At 56.5% G+C, this 17,394-nt stretch carries 13 protein-coding genes; 3 read left to right on the top strand and 10 right to left on the bottom strand.

What is annotated here, in order from left to right; translation table 11 throughout:
• Positions 1–25: 25 nt before the first annotated feature.
• The 5 genes from LPW13_RS06975 to ppsA all read right to left on the bottom strand — a co-directional run bounded on the left by LPW13_RS06975 (position 26) and on the right by ppsA (position 7,296).
• Positions 26–2,236: an acyl-CoA dehydrogenase gene (locus tag LPW13_RS06975; RefSeq protein ID WP_230438723.1), complete on the bottom strand. Its 2,211-nt coding sequence runs from the start codon at positions 2,234–2,236 to the stop codon at positions 26–28.
• A 108-nt stretch (positions 2,237–2,344) separates the two neighbouring features.
• On the bottom strand, positions 2,345–3,187 hold the full coding sequence (locus tag LPW13_RS06970; RefSeq protein WP_230438722.1) for a DMT family transporter: 843 nt from the start codon (positions 3,185–3,187) through the stop codon (positions 2,345–2,347).
• On the bottom strand, positions 3,174–3,683 hold the full coding sequence (rraA, locus tag LPW13_RS06965; protein WP_230438721.1) for a ribonuclease E activity regulator RraA: 510 nt from the start codon (positions 3,681–3,683) through the stop codon (positions 3,174–3,176). Before rraA ends, LPW13_RS06970 begins: the two co-directional genes overlap by 14 nt.
• 165 nt (positions 3,684–3,848) lie before the next feature.
• The gene (locus LPW13_RS06960; RefSeq protein WP_230438720.1) at positions 3,849–4,511 is read right to left on the bottom strand and encodes a L,D-transpeptidase; all 663 of its coding nucleotides are present in this window, start codon (positions 4,509–4,511) and stop codon (positions 3,849–3,851) included.
• Between the two features lie 409 nt (positions 4,512–4,920).
• Positions 4,921–7,296, bottom strand: coding sequence for a phosphoenolpyruvate synthase (gene ppsA / locus LPW13_RS06955; protein WP_230438719.1), 2,376 nt, complete (start codon positions 7,294–7,296; stop codon positions 4,921–4,923).
• Between the two features lie 218 nt (positions 7,297–7,514).
• Between ppsA and ppsR the strand changes: the two genes are divergently transcribed.
• The 3 genes from ppsR to LPW13_RS06940 all read left to right on the top strand — a co-directional run bounded on the left by ppsR (position 7,515) and on the right by LPW13_RS06940 (position 10,333).
• Positions 7,515–8,360 carry a posphoenolpyruvate synthetase regulatory kinase/phosphorylase PpsR gene (ppsR, locus tag LPW13_RS06950; RefSeq protein ID WP_230438718.1) on the top strand — a complete coding sequence of 282 codons (846 nt, stop codon included), beginning with the start codon at positions 7,515–7,517 and terminating at the stop codon, positions 8,358–8,360.
• 130 nt (positions 8,361–8,490) lie between these two features.
• Positions 8,491–9,852: an aminodeoxychorismate synthase component I gene (pabB, locus tag LPW13_RS06945; RefSeq protein ID WP_230438717.1), complete on the top strand. Its 1,362-nt coding sequence runs from the start codon at positions 8,491–8,493 to the stop codon at positions 9,850–9,852.
• Between the two features lie 202 nt (positions 9,853–10,054).
• Positions 10,055–10,333 carry a hypothetical protein gene (locus LPW13_RS06940; RefSeq protein WP_230438716.1) on the top strand — a complete coding sequence of 93 codons (279 nt, stop codon included), beginning with the start codon at positions 10,055–10,057 and terminating at the stop codon, positions 10,331–10,333.
• Positions 10,334–10,440: 107 nt separating this feature from the next.
• Here LPW13_RS06940 and cysB read toward each other — a convergent pair whose 3' ends face one another.
• The 5 genes from cysB to LPW13_RS06915 all read right to left on the bottom strand — a co-directional run bounded on the left by cysB (position 10,441) and on the right by LPW13_RS06915 (position 17,097).
• Positions 10,441–11,415 (bottom strand): HTH-type transcriptional regulator CysB, encoded by a 975-nt coding sequence (gene cysB / locus LPW13_RS06935; protein ID WP_230438715.1) that lies wholly within the window; start codon positions 11,413–11,415, stop codon positions 10,441–10,443.
• Between the two features lie 201 nt (positions 11,416–11,616).
• Entirely contained in the window at positions 11,617–12,525 is a 909-nt protein-coding gene (locus tag LPW13_RS06930) for a 5'-nucleotidase (RefSeq protein WP_230438714.1), read from the bottom strand.
• The gene (locus LPW13_RS06925) at positions 12,522–13,202 is read right to left on the bottom strand and encodes a TetR/AcrR family transcriptional regulator (RefSeq protein WP_230438713.1); all 681 of its coding nucleotides are present in this window, start codon (positions 13,200–13,202) and stop codon (positions 12,522–12,524) included. The genes LPW13_RS06930 and LPW13_RS06925 overlap by 4 nt, the downstream gene beginning before the upstream one ends.
• Positions 13,203–13,299: 97 nt before the next feature.
• On the bottom strand, positions 13,300–15,666 hold the full coding sequence (locus tag LPW13_RS06920; RefSeq protein ID WP_230438712.1) for a TonB-dependent receptor: 2,367 nt from the start codon (positions 15,664–15,666) through the stop codon (positions 13,300–13,302).
• Between the two features lie 123 nt (positions 15,667–15,789).
• Positions 15,790–17,097 (bottom strand): NAD(P)/FAD-dependent oxidoreductase, encoded by a 1,308-nt coding sequence (locus tag LPW13_RS06915; protein WP_230438711.1) that lies wholly within the window; start codon positions 17,095–17,097, stop codon positions 15,790–15,792.
• Positions 17,098–17,394: the final 297 nt, after the last annotated feature.

The raw sequence follows: 17,394 nt of genomic DNA, 5'->3' as shown, positions 1-17,394 counted from the left end.
TTATAGTGGCATAGTGGTGGTTGAGTTACTTCAACGCATCAAAATGGTCGACCTGAATCGCCTTATCCACCGCGGCGGCGGTTTTACGGATCTTGTCCGCCTCTTCCTCACCGATCAGGTTCTTTTCCAGTGCCTCCTGGATAGCGGATTCACTGAGCGCACGCACGCCCCCCTTTTTCATTTTGTCGCGGATAGGCGCGGTCTCACAGCTCTGTAGAAAGGCCTGCTCCACCAGGTCGATACCGTCGCCCTCCTGACCGAGAAACACGCCGGCGGTAAGACGATCGCGTGTTTCCGAGGGCTGCATGATCAGCTCTGCGCAAGCGCGGGCCTGGCGATCCGAGGCCATGCGGATGCTGTGTCCCCAGGGCATGGTCAGGAAATGCATGATCTGCCCCACAAACCGGATCGGGAAATTGTGGAACACTTCGATCAGGCTGACCTCGATATTGTGCATTCCGGCGCGCATGGCAAACTCGAGCAGCGGCTTATCCCCGTCCGGCCTACCGTCGTCATTGAATCGCTTCAACGCTGCACTCAGTAGATATAACTGGCTCAATACGTCGCCGAGGCGCGCGGAAATCAACTCTTTGCGTTTGAGTTCTCCGCCCAGTGACATCAGGGAAATCTCAGTGACCAGGGTCAGCACCGCTGAATAGCGGTTCATCTGCCGATAGTATTTCGCGGCATCACCAACCCCTTTCGGACTGCTGGCAAACAGGCCGCCGGTCCAACCGTGGAACACCGCTCGGCAGAAGGTTTTGACCTGGAACAGGAAGTGTTTGGGGAGCAGTGCATCCAGTGCTGCGACCCCGGCCTTTTCATCGTCGTTGGTGGCGGCTTCCATCTCCTGCAGCAGGTATGGATGACAGCGGATGGCGCCCTGGCCGAAAATCATCAGGCTGCGGGTCAGGATATTCGCGCCCTCTACGGTGATTGCAACTGGTACGGCGCGGTAGACATTACCCAGATAGTTCAGCGGGCCGTCCATGATCGCTTTGCCCGCGTGAATATCCATGGCGTCATTCACTGCCTGGCGCAGGCCATTGGTGGCATGGGCTTTCATGATTGCTGAGACCACTGCGGGCTTGCGCCCCTGATCCAGCGCTCTGGTGGTGGTCTGGTGCGCTGAGTCCAGCACATAGGCAATAGAGGCGATTTCAGCCAGACGTCGCTGTACTCCTTCAAACTTGCCGATGGGAATACCGAACTGCTCGCGAATATGCGCGTAGGCACCGGTGGTGCGAGCAGCCATTTTAGCGCCGCCGGTGGACAGCGATGGCAGTGAAATACCGCGCCCCGCTGCCAGGGCACTCATCAACATACTCCAACCGTGCCCGATATTTTCCTGACCGCCGATGATCCACTCCATTGGAATGAATACGTCTTTCCCCCAGTTGGGGCCGTTCTGAAATGCCTGCATGGCGGGCAAATGACGCTGACCGATAGTTACTCCCGGCGTATCAGTGGGTACCAGCGCGACGGTGATGCCCAATTCTTCCTCATCGCCGAGGATCCTGTCCGGGTCATACAGTTTGAAAGCCAGCCCGAGGATACTGGCCACGGGCCCCAGGGTGATGTAGCGCTTGTGCCAGTTGACGCGCATGCCCAGGGTCTTTTTGCCCTCGTACTCTTCGTAGCAGACCACGCCTTTATCGACCATGGAGGCGGCGTCTGAGCCCGCTTCCGGGCTGGTGAGGCCAAAACAGGGAATCTCGCGCCCATCGGCCAGGCGCGGCAGGTAGTAATTCTTCTGATCTTCGGTACCGTGCGCCATCAGAAGCTCGCCGGGGCCGAGAGAATTCGGCACCATCACGGTGACGCCAACGGTGGTACTGCGGGTGGAGATCTTGGTAACGATCTGCGCGTGTGCTGTGGGAGAAAACCCGAGACCTCCGTACTCCTCTGGGATGATGATGCCGAAGAAGCGTTCTTTCTTGATGAAATCCCAGATTTCTTGCGGCAGGTCCTGATCCTGTGCGATCTGCCAGTCGTCGATCATTCTGCAGAGCTCTTCTACCGGGCCATCAAGGAATGCCTGCTCTGCTTTGCTCAGTTCTGGCGGTCCCATTTCCAACAGCTGATCCCAGTCTGGCTTGCCGGACAACAGCTGCCCGTCCCACCAGACCTCGCCCGCCTCCATTGCAGCCCGTTCGGTATCTGAAATCGGAGGCAGTACCTTCTTGATCCATTTCAGAAGCGGCGCAGTTATCCACTTTTGGCGCAGATTGCTCATGCTGATCCTTTATGACTGTTTGAATGGGTGACTGTGGTGAAGATGACGGTGATGTAGGTGATAGTGACTGTCTGCAACTATAGGCAAAAACGACTGGCTTTTTTAATATCAGGCAAGTGCCAGCGTGCCAATACCACAGAAGATGATCAACGCCCCGAGCACTCTCTGGGGTGAGAATCGCTCTTTCATAAGAAATACCGAGATGGCGGACGCGAACAGGATACTGCATTCCCGTGTCGCCGCCACGGCAGCAACCGGCATCATGGACGTTGCCCACAACGCGATTCCGAACCCCATCGTGGCCAGAACACCTGACAAGGAGCTTCGCAGCAAATTCTTACGTGCAAATGCGAGCCCCTTCAGGGGCCGGGTAACCAGCACAGAGAGGATAATTCCGCCGCCAGAAAGAATTTCCAGCCAGGCCACAAACGACAGTGGCTCCGTTGCCGAGCGTACACCGCCGGCGCCCAGAGTGGTGTAGCCGGTGATCGCAATACCGGTGCCTAGTGAGTAGAGAACTCCTCTGGTGCCGACATTCAATTCCTTCAGAATCAGGCTGAATATCCCGCAGGTAATCAGCAGCACCCCGATAATCTGTAGCGTCTGCAGGGACTCGTCCAGAAACACCAGCGCGGCGCTGGCTACCATCAATGGCGTAACACCACGGGCAATGGGGTATGCGGTACCGTAATCCAGCGCTTGGTAGGAGCGCGACAGGAGAAAAAAGTAGAGGTATTGGAAAACGGCACCACCCAGCAGGTAGGGCAACGCCTGCATTCCGGGTAGTGGTACCTGGGTCGCCAGTGCCGCGCCCGCAAGCAGGCCGACACTGCGAATCATCGCGAGTTGTAGAAAACTCTCATCGCTGTGTTTGACTACCGCATTCCAGATAGCATGTGCCAGAGCCGAGAGGAGGACGAGTATAAATAAAAGAGATTCAGTGATTTCCAACTTCGTTAAGTGCTTTGGGAGAGACAATCACACCGTTATTATCGGCGTAGAGATATTCTCCGGGTTTAAAGGTCACACCGCCAAAGGTCACTGCAATACCCCGCTCCCCGATACCTTTTTTCTCGGTCTTCATGGGGTGAGTGCCTAGTGCCTGTACTCCTAACTCTAGTTCAGAAATCGCATCCACATCGCGGATGCAGCCGTACATCAGTATGCCTTCCCAACCGTTGCTGAACGCCTTTTCCGCCAACAGGTCCCCCAGACAGGCCCTACGCATGGAGCCCCCAGCGTCGACAACAAGTACCTTCCCAGTGCCCTCTTCCGCCACCAGTTCCCGCACCAGCGAATTGTCCTCGAAGCACTTGATGGTGACTATTTGACCGCCAAAACTCTCTCGCCCACCGTAGTTCACAAAGATCGGCTCTACGACCTGCACCAGTTCCGGGTAGTCGTCACAAAGATCCGGTGTGCTGTACCGCTGACGTTGCTGAGGCATAATGCTGCTCCTGGTTGGTTCAATTAAGCCCGGATGGTATCGCGATCGGCATCCAGCCACAGCAAACGCATAAAAATGCCGGGTATTTTTCCGATGGATAATACCCGGCCTGAGGGGGTGCCATGACAAGTACTTTGCTTGTACTGCACCGTTTGTAACGCACCGTCAGTACGTGACTTTTACTGGCATACCCACACGCGAGTAGCGGAAAAACACGCGGGCCATATGCGGGGGCATCCGCACGCAACCGTGTGATGCAGGGTAGCGCGGCACATGGCCAGAGGCGTGCAGACCAATCCCGCCGTTAAAGCGAATGTAGTGGTTCATTTTTGCCCCGCGGTAATAAGTGCCCGGCGGACGACGGTGCTTGCGGGTATCAACATCTGCCTTTACTACTCGGCCGGTACTGCGGTCTACAAAGCTTCCGTAAATACTGGAGCGGTGATTTGGACGCTTGGCGAGTACGCGAAAATTACCCGGACTGGTCCGAAACCCCTTTTTCCCTGAGGAAATCAGCGATTCACCAACCAGCTGTCCGCCCTTGTAGAAGTAAGCTTTCTGCTCTGACAAATCAATCCGGATAGAGGGCGAGCCCGAAGAGCTGGCCGCGGCCTGCTCATCAAACCAGTTACTACCATGTGCCAATGCCGGACCAGCCACAAACAGGCACAGAATGAGCAAGAACATTTGTAGCAGGTAAAGAGGACTGAGCGTTCCCTGGGCAGCGCCCACGCACCCGTGAACCGCTTGTGTAACCCTTTTTGTGTACCTGCCGGGGGATCCGACCTGGCGTGTATTTGGGTGGAAATTCTGCGCAGGTTTCAGCATGTCGGTACCTCTCTGAAGTCACTCTCTCAAGAATCAAGCTCAATAACCGGGGTTTGCGCACGGGGCTCAGGTGAAACCCTTTTTGCTCTCGCACAAGTACCCACTTGTCTCGATTCTATTGCGAGGGGCGCCGATGCTTAGACAGAATTTATCTTTCGAGAAATACGTGATAGCAGAATTGGCAATCTGCATAGTGTGGGACTGTAGGTCCCGCAAGGTTGTACGGTGTGCCAGTGGAGAACGAATGGCCGTGAAAGGCCTGTGTGGTAGCAAATTCATTCCGTCAGGAATGCGGGTAATTTTCGCGTTAAAGCTTGTATTTTCAGAAATCAACAACAAAAAACCAGATGAAAGGGGCTGCCCCTTCCATCTGGTTCTTAGAGGATGACGGCGTTGATCGTACGCGTTATCAGTGAGGCTGCTCTTTCTGTTCATTGGCCAGATACAGCCAGGTATCTACCGCTGTATCCGGGTTGAGAGAGACGCTGTCGATCCCCTCGTCCATCAGCCACTGTGCAAAGTCCTTGTGGTCGGAAGGCCCCTGGCCACAGATACCCACATACTTGCCCGCTTTTTTACATGCGCGGATCGCATGGGTAAGCAGGATCTTGACTGCCGGATCCCGTTCATCAAACAGCTCTGCCACCAGGCCGGAATCCCGGTCCAGCCCCAGAGTAAGCTGAGTCAGGTCGTTGGAGCCGATTGAGAAGCCGTCGAAGTACTGTAGGAACTCGTCTGCCAACAGGGCATTCGAGGGCAATTCGCACATCATGATCAGTTTCAGGCCATTTTCACCGCGTTTGAGACCATTGGCCTCCAGCAGTTCCACCACCTGACGGGCTTCGTCCGGGGTGCGAACAAACGGCACCATGATTTCAACGTTGGTCAGCCCCATTTCATCGCGGACTTTCTTCAATGCACGGCACTCGAGCGCGAAGCACTGGCGGAAATCTTCGGAGCGATAGCGGGCGGCCCCGCGGAAACCCAGCATCGGGTTTTCTTCACTGGGCTCATACATCTGCCCACCCACCAGGTGTGCGTACTCGTTGGATTTAAAATCTGACAGACGCACGATGGTGCGGTTGGGTGCGAACGCCGCGGCCAGCGTGGAAATGCCTTCTACCAGTTTTTCAACGATAAAGTCTTCAGGGGATGCGTAGCCGCCGATACGGTTGCGGATGCTCTGCTGCAGGTCTTCCGGCAGGCGATCCAGCTCCAGTAGCGCTCTGGGGTGGATGCCGATCATGCGATTGAGAATAAACTCGAGACGCGCAAGGCCAACGCCCTGGTTGGGTACATTGCTGAAAGCGAAAGCACGATCCGGATTACCCACATTGAGCATAATCTTGAACGGCAGCTCGGGCATATCACTGATCTCGGTCAGGGAGCGCTCAAAATCCAGTTCACCGGACATGACAAACCCGGCATCCCCCTCGGCACAGGTCACGGTAACCGGTGTCCCGGTGGTCAGCTTCTCTGTAGCATCACCACAACCCACGACCGCAGGAATACCCAGCTCACGGGCAATAATGGCCGCATGACAGGTACGGCCACCGCGGTTGGTCACGATGGCGCTGGCTTTTTTCAGCACCGGCTCCCAATCCGGGTCGGTCATATCTGTGACCAGTACTTCCCCGTCCTGCATTTTGGCCATGTCTTCCACAGACTCCAGCACCCGCACGCGGCCAGAGCCAATACGCTGGCCAATGGCGCGGCCTTCACACAGCACGTCTCCGCGCTCGTGCAGCTTGTAGCGCTCGATACTGCTGCCACTATCGCGGGAGCGGACAGTCTCCGGACGCGCCTGTACGATAAACAGCTTGCCACTGTCGCCATCTTTGGCCCATTCAATATCCATCGGGCGCTGGTAGTGATCTTCGATCTTGCGCGCTTGCTGGGCCAGGTTGGTAAGCTCTTTGTCGGTCAGCGCGAAACGCTGTCGGTCAGCTTCCTCTACAGGCACAGTTTTGACCGAGCGGCCGCAGTCGCCACTGTCGTCATAGACCATCTTGATGGCTTTGCTGCCGCGATTGCGGCGCAGAATTGCCGGTCGCCCGGCTTCCAGAGCCGGCTTGTAGAGATAAAATTCGTCCGGGTTCACCGCACCTTGAACAACGGTCTCGCCAAGGCCATAGGCGGCAGTCACGAAGATCACGTCGCGGAATCCGCTTTCGGTGTCGAGGGTGAACATCACCCCGGAAGCACCGGTTTCGCTGCGCACCATGTGCTGGATGCCCGCGGACAACGCTACGCCTACATCTGCGTACCCGGTGTGTACCCGGTAGGCAATCGCGCGATCATTGTAGAGGGAGGCGAAGACCTCCTTCACCGCCGTCAGCACCGCGTCAATTCCGCGGATATTCAGGAAGGTTTCCTGCTGGCCGGCAAAGGAGGCGTCGGGCAGGTCTTCTGCCGTGGCAGAAGAACGGACAGCCACGGCGGTGTTACCGCCACCGAGGGCGTCATAGCCTGCGCGGATCTCCGCTTCCAGCTGTTGCGGGAACGGCGCATCCAGCAGCCACTGGCGGATCTCCTGCCCGGCAGCGGCCAAGGCGGTCACGTCCTCTACGTCGAGCCCTTTCAGGCGCTCGGCGATTCGGGTGTCCAGATCAGCGCTGGAGAGGAACTCCCGAAACGCGTCTGCGGTGGTCGCGAAACCGCCCGGTACGCTGACACCGGCATCCGCCAGGGAAGAAATCATCTCGCCGAGAGATGCGTTTTTGCCGCCGACCTTGTCGACATCCGCCATGCCGAGCTTGGCGAATTCGAGTGTGTAAGTGGTCAATGGAATACCCTCTGCAACTGCTGTTTAGTGGCGCAGATTATAAGGATGGGTTTTGTAAATAATACCCCGTAAATTCGGGTTAAAATGTTGTAATTTTTCTACAAGAATCGCTGTGAATCCCCTGTTTTGCCGCACTGCCGGTAGCCGGTACACTGCACGCCAAAGGCCTGCCAATCTTCTGGAACAATAAAGTCGCCCAATCAGAGATATCAAATACTATGACCCCGGACATCGATACCAACCGTCGCAAGCGCACCGCTTTTTTTGTTTCCGACGGTACCGGCCTGACGGTAGAGGCCATCGGACACAGCCTGCTCGCACAGTTTCGGGGGCAATCCGTCGAGCAGGTTACCCTGCCCTACATCGATTCGGACACCAAGGTCACCCAGGTGCTCCGCCGTATCGAGGCGGCAGCCGAGGAGTCCGGCCTGCAGCCCATCATTATCTCCAGTATCGTCTCCGACCAGATTCGCCGGCAGTTGCACCAGTGTTCCGCGCTGATGCTGGACGTCTTTGAGAGTTATCTTGCACCGCTGGCCAACCTGTTTGGTACAGATCCCGCGCATACAGTGGGGATCTCCCACGGTATCGCCAATGACCAACGATATAGTGAGCGGATTGATGCCGTGCACTTCGCCATGGATAACGACGATGGGCGCCGCACCCGGGAGTTCGAGCGCGCGGATGTGATCCTGGTGGGTGTATCGCGCTCCGGCAAAACCCCAACATGCCTCTATCTGGCGCTGCAGTTCGGGCTCAGAGCGGCCAATTACCCGATCACGGAAGAGGATATGGACTCAACAGCACTGCCGAAAATTCTGCGCCCCTTCCAGCACAAACTGTTCGGACTCACGATTGACCCCAAGCGTTTGATGAGTATTCGTCAGGAACGACGCGCCAACAGTCGCTATGCGTCTCCGGAGCAATGCGAGTTTGAGGTGCGTCAGGTAGAACAGATGCTGCGCCGCGCCCAGATTCCCAGCCTTGACGCCACAGAGCTCTCCATTGAAGAGCTCGCTACACGACTGATGTCACAAGCCGGAATCGAGCGAAAAATCAGCTAGATTGATAGTGATATCCCGGTAATTTCGAGTAAAGTAGCGCCTCTTTGAAGTCCCCTCTCGGCGGCGCCTCTCCGGCTCGGTTTTACGCAGGGGGCCTGAATTGCGGTTCAACAGGCATCTGGTCGATATTGTGCAAATAATCTCACTGCCCTACTCCCCCAACACCGCGCAGGCAATGTGTGCAGTCCTGGATCTGCCAATGCCTGTGTGGCTGGACTCTGGCGTGCCGGCATCGAATCGCGGGCGATTCGATATCATCAGTGCAGACCCGCTCAATCAGCTGACATTGGGTGCAGGCACAACGGCGCCTTTCGCCGCGGTAGATGACCTTTTGTGCGAATTGGCCCCCCAGGAAATTGACAGCCAACTCCCGTTTAGTGGCGGCGCGATCGGGTTCGCCGGTTACGAGCTGGGACACCGTGGCAACTTCCTACCATCAGACAAGCGCACAACACCGCTGCCGGCCGGATTCTTTGGCCTGTATAGCTGGGCATTTATCGCGGATCATCACTTGCGCAACAGTCATCTCGTCATACATCCGGCGACGCCTCAAGCGCAGGTTCGCGATCTGAGCGCGCGCTTCAAGGCCATTGACTGGACACAACCTGCAACCGCCGAGACATTCTCACTCAGCAGTCGGTTTCGCCACGAGTTCACCGCGGAACAGTATCAGGCGCAGGTCCAGCGGATTCTGAATTACATCCGCGCGGGTGATATTTACCAGGCTAACTTTACCCAGCGATTTACCGCAGAGTTTGAGGGCGATTCGTTAGGGGCGTATCTGGCGTTGCGCAAAGTGGCCGCAGGCCCTTTTTCTGCGTATCTCTCAGTGCCCGGCGGCCAGATACTCAGCCTCTCGCCGGAACGTTTTATCCATGCCGATGGTGACCAGCTGCAAACCGAGCCCATCAAAGGGACGGCACCCCGGGGTAAAACCCGGCAAGCGGATCGGGACTATGCCGAGGCGCTGTCGCAGAGCGTCAAGGATCGGGCAGAAAATCTGATGATTGTGGATCTGCTGCGCAATGATTTCGGCAAGGTGTGTCGGCGCGGTAGTGTCCGCGTGCCGGAGCTGTTCGCGCTACAGAGTTTTGCCAATGTGCACCATCTGGTAAGCACGGTGACCGGGCAACTGCCGGATGAGCAGGAGTTTACCGATGTGCTTGCAGCCTGCTTCCCCGGCGGCTCCATTACCGGCGCTCCCAAGCGTCGCGCGATGGAAATCATTCGCGAGCTCGAGCTGAGCCCTCGCGGCATCTATTGCGGCAGTATCGGCTACATCAGCACCTGTGGGCGAGCAGATACCAATATCGCCATCCGCACGCTGACCGCCAGTGACGGACGCTTACAGTGTGCAGCTGGCGGTGGGATAGTGGCGGATTCGAACCCTGCTGCCGAACATCGCGAGTGCCTGCAGAAAGTCGGCCTGTTACTGGAGACGCTGGAAAGCGAGTTTCTCGCTGCCATCGACAAAAAGCATCAGGCACGATAGCGACGCCGGCGGCCACCCAGCGTATCCATCCGATCGGAAAACCCACCGCAAAAGTTATAAATCTATTGCCCAACGGTATTTCCGCCGCCGCCACTGCTCTGCTAGATTTCGCGCCAGTCTGGGCCACTTCCGATGCCCACAGTCTATTCAGAGTTTGTACCTTTTGCAGCGGGAGCGCTGCATTTCAACAAGGCGGTTGCCAATGCAGATTACCCTGGTAAAGAAAATCCTTGCAGACGGATCCCTGTGTGCCAAATGTAAGGACGTGGAGCAAAAGCTCAAGGAGAATGATCAGGAACGATATCTTGATAACGTTCTGATTGCCGATGAAAGGGACCCGGAAAGTGCCGGCATGCAACTCGCGCAGAAACTGCAGGTAAATCGCGCTCCGTTTTTTGTGGTTGAAGAGGAAGGCAAAGAACCCGAGGTGTATACCGTTTACTTCAAGTTTGCCAAAGAGGTACTGAAGAGGCTGTCCTGAGATGCGGCCCCTGAAAAGCTTCTGATGAGTTGTCCACCTGCTTTCCTACCTGCTATCAAGATGCTCCGATCGTTGCAGACGGAGCATCTCCCACTCTTTCGCATCCCCTAATAGACTGGCAGCTCAATGTGTGAAAACAGCTCGTCGACTTCCGCACGGGAGGAAGCGTGCGATGCCTGCTCCACCAACTCCCGGGTTAGATGCGGTGCAAACTGCTGAATGAATTCGTACATGAATCCACGCAGGAAAATTCCCTTGCGGAAGCCGATTTTGGTAATGCTGGACTCGAAAAGCTCGCTGGCATCGAGCGCTACCAGATCGCTGTCTTCGTCTTCAATTGCGGCCATGTCTGCCACAATCCCGATACCAAGACCGAGGCGGACGTAGGTTTTTATCACGTCAGCATCCGCAGCAGTAAACACCACTTTCGGGGACAATCCCTTTTCCAGAAAGGCTTCATCCAGCTTGGAGCGCCCGGTAAACCCGAACACATAAGTGACAATGGGAAACTTGGCCACATCTTCCAGAGTCAACTTGGAAAGCTGGCAAAGCTCGTGGTCTTTGGGGACCAGAATGCAGCGATTCCAGCGGTAAACCGGCATCATCACCAGGTCGCTGAACAGCTCCAGAGCCTCAGTGGCAATGGCGAAATCGGCGGTGCCGTCGGCAGCCATCTCGGAGATCTGCATCGGTGTCCCCTGATGCATATGCAGGGAGACTTCGGGGTAACGGGCGATAAACCCTTTGATTACCGGTGGCAAGGCGTACCGAGCCTGAGTGTGGGTGGTGGCGATGGCGAGACTGCCGCGCTTGTCGTTACTGAACTCCTGCGCCACCTGCTTGATATTTTCCACCTTGCGCATGATTTCGCCGGCAGTTTTCAGGATGGCTTCACCCGCGGGGGTGACCCGTGTCAGGTGCTTGCCGCTGCGGGCAAAAATCTCAACCCCCAGCTCGTCCTCCAGTAACCGGATCTGTTTACTGATTCCAGGCTGAGAGGTGTACAGGCTCTGTGCCGTGGCAGAAACATTGAGGTCGTGATGGGCCACTTCCCAGATATAACGCAACTGCTGCAGCTTCATGATCTCTCCCTGTAGATCGGCGGCACAAGCGGGACTTCACAGAAAATCACCAATCCCCGCTCAAAAATACGCCAGTGAATGGTTATAAAAACTTGGCGACATTATGCGGGAAAAGCATAGCAGCGAATTTGCCCTACAGCCAACAGGGAATAAGGCAAAAAATTGCGCGTTTTCTCGATCTGAAACAAATGTGCTTTGGGATCAGCTTTCAGCGTTGGCGATACCGTGAGGGACATGGCCGGTGGCTACATGTTCTGCGGCAGAGGCGCAGTGGTTGGGTTGATCGTCAAAAAAGACATCGGCACCAAAGGAACGCAGAAACTCCCCCTTGGGCAGACCGCCGAGGAAAATGGATTCATCGATACGAATATTCCAGGCGCGCAGAGTCCGGATGACCCGCTCGTGCGCCGGCGCAGAGCGCGCGGTCACCAGCGCAGTGCGAATGGGACAGCTCTCTGCATGGAATTCTGCCTGCAGAGCCTGCAGCGCTTCCAGAAAGCCTTTGAACGGCCCGCCCCCCAGGGGCTGGCGCGCGGAGGCGCGCTCGGCGGTGGTAAACGCCGCCAGGCCGTCACGCTTGAATATCTGCTCTGCCTCATCGGAAAAGAGTACCGCATCACCATCAAACGCGAAGCGCAGCACGTCGTCTCCCCTTTCGCGGGCGCCACCGGCGATGAGCGTGGCCGCTGCCACGCCCTGCTCCAGCGCCCGGCGCACGTCGTTGCCATCGGTAGATAGAAACAGATGACAACCAAATGGGGCGATATAGCGGTAAGGGCTTTCCCCATTACAGAAAGCCGCACGGGTTATACCCAGGCCGTAGTGTTCGATGGAGTTGAACACCCGCAATCCCGTATCGGCGCTATTGCGAGACAGCAGGATGACCTCCACCCGCGGCGCGCCCTCCAATCGCTGATTGATCTGCAGGAACTTCTCCACCAGCGCAAAGGCGTCGCCTCTGGGCAGAATATCGTTCTCGCGCTCGATCTGATATGCCGCAAAAGCATCAACGCCCTGCTCTTCATACACCAGATGGCTTTCCCGGAGATCAAACAGGGCTCGGGAGGAAATCGCAATGATCAGTTTTTCGGCGGGATTCTGCGGACTCACGGCGCCTCCACATCATCGAGACCCGAGGGTTGAGAATCCTGTCGATGGGGTTCCAGCAATACCATCAACATATTAAGAAGGTCATTTTTTGTGCGCTCCGCGCGCACGCCTTCCTGATTGACGACCACCAGCAGCATGGCATGGCAGGTTTCCAGGGTGGCGCGGGCAAGTCGATTGCTCTCATTGGGCGGCGTGCTGAAGTTCAGACGACGGAACATGCCTACCAGGTGATTGATGACCATCTCATCGTGACGCTCATCCAGCTCGTGCAGCTCCGGGATCCCCCACATGGCCTGAACCAGGGGCAATAGACCGCGCTGCTCCTGGTAGACCGACAACCACCTGTTGAGTAATTCTTCGAGGAAAGACCGCAACTCGAGTGATTCCAGGTCAGTCGCCGCCAGCTCATCCAGGCGCTCTGTAAGGCTGGCGAGCCACTGTTCCCCCATTGCGTACAGAATGGCGTGCTTATTGGGAAAGTAATGATAAACCGAGCCCACTGAAACCCCGAGTTCCCTGGCGATCAGGATGGTGGTGAGATCGTTCAGGCCCACCTGTTCCAGCAACTTGCCGGTCATGTCCAATATCTGCCGGGCGCGCTCACGGGCCCTTTTCTGGACGGGCTCTCGGCGGGGTGTCAGCTGGTTCTTACGGCGATTCTGTTCTGCGGTCGACACATCGGCTCCCTCTGGTTTATCGGTACGTTTTAACAAAAAAACCGGCGCGATGCGCCGGTTTTTTTGTCCATCCTGTGAGAGATGACAGATCGGAGACTCAGAAGCGGTAATCCAGGTTGACTCCCACCACGCGGCCGCGAGAAGGATCCGTCTGCGTTGCCGGCAGATTGTACAGTGCGGTGGCGTAACCCCAGTTGTAGTACTCCTCACCGGTGAGGTTCTCGGCGTAGAGGCCGGCGGTCCAGGAATCGTCCGGGGAAGTCAGTGCGAGACGAAGGTTGAATACATTGCGCGCACCCAGCTTCACTGCCTCGGTATTCTCCAGATCAGACCACTGCTCGCCGGTGTAGGTGTACTCACCGGCGTAAGACAGTTCACCAAAGCCGGTGGCCTGGGTGTAAGTCAGCACTGTAGCCGAGGAGAACTTCGGCGAGAATGCCATCTCGTTGCCATTACAGGCATCACACAATTCTTCTGGAGCACCGTTGAACTCGGTATCCAGCAGCGCTGCGCCCCAGTACAGATCCAGATTGTCGGTGATCAGCCAGCGTGCATCGACTTCCAGGCCGCGACCTTCAGACTCGCCGACGTTGCGGGTAATTGCAGCGGCACCTACCCAGAAAGCTTGCTGCATATCTTCATAGGAGTACTGGAAGGCAGCTGCGTTCAAAGCCAGGCGGTTGTCCAGCAGGCGGGCCTTGATGCCCAGCTCGTAAGACAACACGGTTTCTTCATCGAAACGGCTGGGCTCAGCGTTATCTGCGTTGACCTCGTAGCCTTGTTCGTCAAGCCAGTCGTACTGGCTATCGTCAGAATCGCCGTAGGCCGGATCCGTGATGTGGTAGGAAAGGTAATCGAAGCCACCGGATTTGTAGCCGGTGGCAACGCTGGCGTAAGTTGTCAATGCCTCACTGATAACGTGCGTCAGGGTCACACGGCCAGAGACATTGTCCCAGGTATGATCGCCAGTGATGCCGTCTTCATCGGTATACATGGCCTGATAGTTCCAGCCGCCGGTCCAGGTGTCGGGCCAGGGAGAAACCACGTCGTACGTTTTCTGATCCTGGGTGTAGCGCACGCCGAGTCCCAGGGTGGTGGCTTCGGTCATGTCGTAGGTAGTATTGGCGAACACACCCCAACCGGAATAATCCCCCAGGGTATCGGCAGCTTCGATAGAGAGGTTGTCCGGGGCGTATTCCCACGGCTCGCCCTCAAACCCGAAGGCTTCGTCCAACACATCCTGCGGCAGCCTGTCACAGGTATCGAAGGTTTCCAGGCCCTCTTCCCATTCATCTGCATAAATGCCGTCACAGATAAAATCTTCGTTGTCAATGCCGGCAAAATAGGCGTTGACCTCTTCCTGATAGTAAGACGCACCCAGTACGTAATTGAAAGGACCGGCACTGTTGGAAGTGAGGCGGAATTCCTGGCTGAAGAAATCGCCGGACTGATCGCGCTCGTAGGTATCGATCGGCTCGGGAGTACCGTCGAAATCTTCTACATAAGTGTAATTGTGCGTTTTGTAGCCGGTAATGGACGTGAAAGTATGACCACTGGCAAGCTCATGATCGACGGTCAGCATAACGTCAGCGATTTCTGACTCATCCACGCCCTGCGTATCGTTATAGACTTGGTCGTAATCGCCTTCCGGGATCTCATAGGCATAGCCTGCACCGCTATCGAAAGCCCGATAGATGGTGCCATCCCCTTCTCGATCCTCGTACTGGGCCAGCAGGGTCACGGTGGTATTGTCAAAACCGTCGTAGACCGCAGTCATACGCATGGCGTTCAGTTCGCTGGCGCCCAGATCCGGGCCACCTGACAGGTTTTCAACATGGCCGTCCTGGGAGAAGTGCTTGCCCGCGATACGCACTGCCAGGTCTTCACTCACCGGCACGTCTACGCCGCCTTCCAGTTCTGTGCGACCATATTGGCCCGCCCCTACGGAGATATCGCCGGCAAAAACTTCACCGGGTTTCCGAGAAACCATGGAGATGGCACCAGAGGCTGTATTGCGGCCGAACAGCGTGCCCTGAGGCCCCTTGACTACCTCGACCCGCTCCAGGTCATACATACTGGGCGTGGCGCCAGTGCGACTCTGATACACACCGTCCAGGAAGATACCCAGTGCCGGATCGCTGCCGCTTCCAAAACTGTTGTTGTTGACTCCGCGCACAGAGACGGAGTCGAAGAAAGAGTCGTTGGTCTCACCGGAGACGCCGGGGGTCAGGGCAAACAGATCTTTGAAGTCACTCAAGTTACCGTTCTTGACCGTATCGCCAGTAAAGGCGCTGACCGCCATCGGCACATCTTTCAGCGATTCCGCACGCATCTGCGCCGTAACCGTTACTTCCTCGATTTCAGGTGCCGCCGTAGCACCGCCACTGACGGTAAATACCACTGCACCGACGGCGGACGCCAGCACACATTTTTTCGCTTCGAAAGCCTTGCAGGTAAACGACATCGTTACTCCCCGTGGGTTATTTTTATCGGGTTTCAGATCCTCAACTACCACTCAGGACAGGACCCGGCGATTGAAAAGCTCGATTCGTTATCCCACAAACCGAACTATCATTCAACTTTTACTTCACCGGCCCAGCTTATCCTTCAAGCTGTAGTAGAGCATTCCCGCTACCAGCCCGGGCCAACGTAACAGCGTTCCACCGGGAAAGCTGGGTGTCGGAATGCGCGACAATATATCAAACCTCTCCTCTGTTCCGGCAATCACTTCTGAGAGCAATTTGCCGGCAAAGGTGGCCGTGGGCACGCCGTGGCCCGAATACCCCTGGCTGTAATAGACATTCGGCTCAAGCCGGCCGATGCTAGGCATCCGGTTCAGGGTGATCGCCAGGGTCCCCCCCCAACCGTAATCAATCCGGGTATCCGACAGCTGCGGGTAGATACGCAGCATGTATTTGCGCACAAACGAACGGATATCCTGGGGAAAACGGGAGGAGTAGTTCTCGCCGCCCCCGAAAACCAGCCGGTTGTCACCAGACAGTTTCCAATAATTGATCACAAACAGGGTGTCTTGTAGCGCGTAGTCGTTCGCTATCAATTCCTGTGCCAAGTCATCTGAAAGGGGCTCGGTGGCCAGCACAAAGTTGTTGATGGGCATGATTTTGCCCGCGAGTCGCGGCTCGAGTTTGCCGAGATAGCCATTACACGCCAGCACCAGGTTCCGCGCACGCACCACGCCTTTCGCTGTCCTGATGACACAGGGGTTTCCCCCGGTGTAGTCCGTAACGCGACTGTGTTCGTAGAAACGGACCCCCGCCTTCACTGCGGCCTCCGCCAGCCCCAGTGCGTAATTCAACGGATGCAGGTGTAGCGACCCACTATCGATCTGCCCGCCATGGAAGCTATCTGAGCCAACCAGGCTCCGAACTTCATCCTTTTCCGCGTAGCGGATCTTGTCGTATCCGTAGCGGCTCTGAAGCATCTCGGCCTCTTGTTTCAGGTCCGGGGCATCCCCGGGTTTGGCCGCGAGATGCATGATACCGCGCTTGAGGTCGCACTGGATATTGTGGCGCGTCACCAGATCTTCCACGAGATCCACCGCCTCCAGGCCCAGGTCCCACAGAGTCTTGGCGGTATCGAACCCGAGCATCTTTTCCAGGTCCTCCTGCCCCTTGCGCTGCCCTACTCCCACATGACCGCCATTGCGGCCGGAGGCGCCCCAGGCAACGCGCTCGGCTTCCAGCACCACTACGTCATAACCTGCTTCAGCGAGGTGCAAGGCACTGGAGAGACCCGTGTAGCCCGCACCGATAATGCACACATCCGCCTGAACCTCTTGCTCCAGAGCACCAAAAGAAGGCGCGGCGTTGGCGCTCGCCGCATAGTATGAATCGGTATGGCCCAACAGCTTGCTGACAGTTCCAGTGGCAGACATAGTCTTCTCCGTGTACATCGTTGGTAGTGGATTCAGTTTCCCGGTGCTTGGCGGTATGGATTGCAAAAGCCTTGGGGAGTCAGAGAGCTTACAGCACCACAGGTAAAAACCGAATCATTGTTCAATAATTTATTGAATGATAATTCGGTTTATTGTCATAATCAAAGTTCGCCGCTTTGCCGGCTACCAATGTTGCTTCCAAATGGACGGCAAAAGATCCGTTGGCGGCCAGGTCTCGGCGGGCTCTATACTAGTGATCCCCTTAAGAGTCGGCTTCTGTGCAGAAGTCTTCAGAGG

This window comes from Microbulbifer celer, from assembly GCF_020991125.1.
Taxonomy (GTDB): domain Bacteria; phylum Pseudomonadota; class Gammaproteobacteria; order Pseudomonadales; family Cellvibrionaceae; genus Microbulbifer; species Microbulbifer celer.
The sequence above is the reverse complement of the archived record's forward strand: the minus strand, read 5'-3'. Positions and strand labels throughout refer to the sequence as shown.

Excerpts from the sequence above, each read along its gene's own strand:
- LPW13_RS06940 (WP_230438716.1), top strand. The coding sequence starts at position 10,055 with ATGCAGATTACCCTGGTAAAGAAAATCCTTGCAGACGGATCCCTGTGT.
- LPW13_RS06915 (WP_230438711.1), bottom strand. The coding sequence starts at position 17,097 with ATGTCTGCCACTGGAACTGTCAGCAAGCTGTTGGGCCATACCGATTCA.
- ppsR (WP_230438718.1), top strand. The coding sequence starts at position 7,515 with ATGACCCCGGACATCGATACCAACCGTCGCAAGCGCACCGCTTTTTTT.
- LPW13_RS06975 (WP_230438723.1), bottom strand. The coding sequence starts at position 2,236 with ATGAGCAATCTGCGCCAAAAGTGGATAACTGCGCCGCTTCTGAAATGG.
- cysB (WP_230438715.1), bottom strand. The coding sequence starts at position 11,415 with ATGAAGCTGCAGCAGTTGCGTTATATCTGGGAAGTGGCCCATCACGAC.
- LPW13_RS06920 (WP_230438712.1), bottom strand. The coding sequence starts at position 15,666 with ATGTCGTTTACCTGCAAGGCTTTCGAAGCGAAAAAATGTGTGCTGGCG.
- LPW13_RS06960 (WP_230438720.1), bottom strand. The coding sequence starts at position 4,511 with ATGCTGAAACCTGCGCAGAATTTCCACCCAAATACACGCCAGGTCGGA.
- rraA (WP_230438721.1), bottom strand. The coding sequence starts at position 3,683 with ATGCCTCAGCAACGTCAGCGGTACAGCACACCGGATCTTTGTGACGAC.